Raw genomic sequence first — 2500 nt, 5'->3', positions numbered from 1 at the left:
CGAAACTTTTAATCACAGCAACCTCAAAAAACAAAGCATGATTGAGCGCAAGCTCAACACAAAAGGTCATGCCAGCCAAGCGCAAGCAAGGTTATTTTTGAGTTGTATAGTTAAGTGATTAAGCGTACACGGTGGATGCCTAGGCGGTAGAAGGCGATGAAGGACGTGGTAGCCTGCGATAAGCCTCGGTAAGGTGGCAAACAACCTATGACCCGAGGATTTCCGAATGGGAAAACCCAACCAGCACCAGCTGGTTATCCCCTAGTGGGAGGCAAACCCGGAGAACTGAAACATCTAAGTACCCGGAGGAAAAGAAATCAACCGAGATTCCCTAAGTAGCGGCGAGCGAACGGGGACTAGCCCTTAAGCCGATAATAAGTTAGTAGAATGGTCTGGAAAGTCCAACGATACAGGGTGATAGTCCCGTATACGAAAACTTATTATGGGTGAAAACGAGTAGGACGGGACACGAGAAATCCTGTCTGAAGATGGGGGGACCACCCTCCAAGGCTAAATACTCTCTACCGACCGATAGTGAACCAGTACCGTGAGGGAAAGGCGAAAAGAACCCCTGGAGGGGAGTGAAATAGAACCTGAAACCGTGTACGTACAAGCAGTGGGAGCCCCTCGGGGTGACTGCGTACCTTTTGTATAATGGGTCAGCGACTTACTCTATGTTGCGAGGTTAACCGAATAGGGGAGCCGTAGGGAAACCGAGTCTTAACTGGGCGCAAGTAGCATGGAGTAGACCCGAAACCGGGCGATCTATCCATGGCCAGGCTGAAGGTTGGGTAACACCAACTGGAGGGCCGAACCCACGTATGTTGAAAAATGCGGGGATGAGCTGTGGATCGGAGTGAAAGGCTAATCAAGCTCGGAGATAGCTGGTTCTCCTCGAAAACTATTTAGGTAGTGCCTCATGTCTCACTGTTGGGGGTAGAGCACTGTTATGGTCTAGCGGGCCGTCAAGGCTTAGCAGCCCATGGCAAACTCCGAATACCAACAAGTGCAATCATGGGAGACAGACTGCGGGTGCTAACGTCCGTAGTCAAGAGGGAAACAACCCAGACCGCCAGCTAAGGTCCCTAAACACTACTCAGTGGGAAAGGATGTGGGAAGGCTTAGACAGTCAGGAGGTTGGCTTAGAAGCAGCCACCCTTTAAAGAAAGCGTAATAGCTCACTGATCGAGTCGGCCTGCGCCGAAGATTTAACGGGGCTAAGTAGTGTACCGAAGCTGCGGATGCCGTAAGGCATGGTAGAGGAGCGTTGTGTAAGTCTGCGAAGGTAAATCGAAAGGTTTACTGGAGATATCACAAGTGCGAATGCTGACATAAGTAGCGATAAAGGGAGTGAAAAGCTCCCTCGCCGAAAGACCAAGGGTTCCTACGCAACGTTAATCGACGTAGGGTTAGTCGGCCCCTAAGGCGAGGCCGAAAGGCGTAGTCGATGGGAAACAGGCTAATATTCCTGTACTTCTATATACCGCGATGGAGGGACGGAGAAGGCTAGATCATCCTGGTGATGGTTATCCAGGTTCAAGCCAGTAGGGAGATTCGCTAGGCAAATCCGGCGAATCAATCCTCAGAGGTGATGACGAGCCCATTATGGGCGAAGTGATTGATGCCATGCTTCCAAGAAAAGCTTCTAAGCTTCAAGTATATAGAAACCGTACCCCAAACCAACACAGGTGGTCAGGATGAGAATTCCAAGGCGCTTGAGAGAACTCGGGTGAAGGAACTAGGCAAAATGACACCGTAACTTCGGGAGAAGGTGTGCCTAAAGTAGGTGAAGCCCCTTGCGGGTGGAGCCGAACTAGGTTGCAGAGACCAGGTGGCTGCAACTGTTTACTAAAAACACAGCACTCTGCAAACTCGAAAGAGGAAGTATAGGGTGTGACGCCTGCCCGGTGCCGGAAGGTTAAGTGATGGGGTGCAAGCTCCTGATCGAAGCCCCGGTAAACGGCGGCCGTAACTATAACGGTCCTAAGGTAGCGAAATTCCTTGTCGGGTAAGTTCCGACCTGCACGAATGGCGTAATGATGGCCACACTGTCTCCACCCGAGACTCAGCGAAATTGAACTCGCAGTTAAGATGCTGCGTACCCGCGGCTAGACGGAAAGACCCCGTGAACCTTTACTACAGCTTTGCACTGGACTTTGACACGACCTGTGTAGGATAGGTGGGAGCCTGAGAAACCGAGACGCCAGTCTCGGCGGAGGCGTCCTTGAAATACCACCCTGGTCGTGTTGAGGTTCTAACCTAGATCAGTGAATCCTGGTCAGGGACAGTGTATGGTGGGTAGTTTGACTGGGGCGGTCTCCTCCCAAAGAGTAACGGAGGAGCGCGAAGGTACCCTCAGCACGGTCGGACATCGTGCAATGAGCGCAAGAGTAGAAGGGTGCTTGACTGCGAGACAGACACGTCGAGCAGGTGCGAAAGCAGGTTCTAGTGATCCGGTGGTTCTGTGTGGAAGGGCCATCGCTCAACGGATAAAAGGTAC

1 rRNA gene is annotated in these 2500 nt (G+C 51.7%); it reads left to right on the top strand.

Annotation, left to right across the window (positions count from 1 at the left end):
• Nucleotides 1–108: 108 nt before the first annotated feature.
• Nucleotides 109–2500, top strand: a 23S ribosomal RNA gene (locus ACYQ05_RS05285); the annotation flags it as partial.

This window comes from Galenea microaerophila (genome assembly GCF_054657255.1).
The sequence above is the reverse complement of the archived record's forward strand: the minus strand, read 5'-3'. Positions and strand labels throughout refer to the sequence as shown.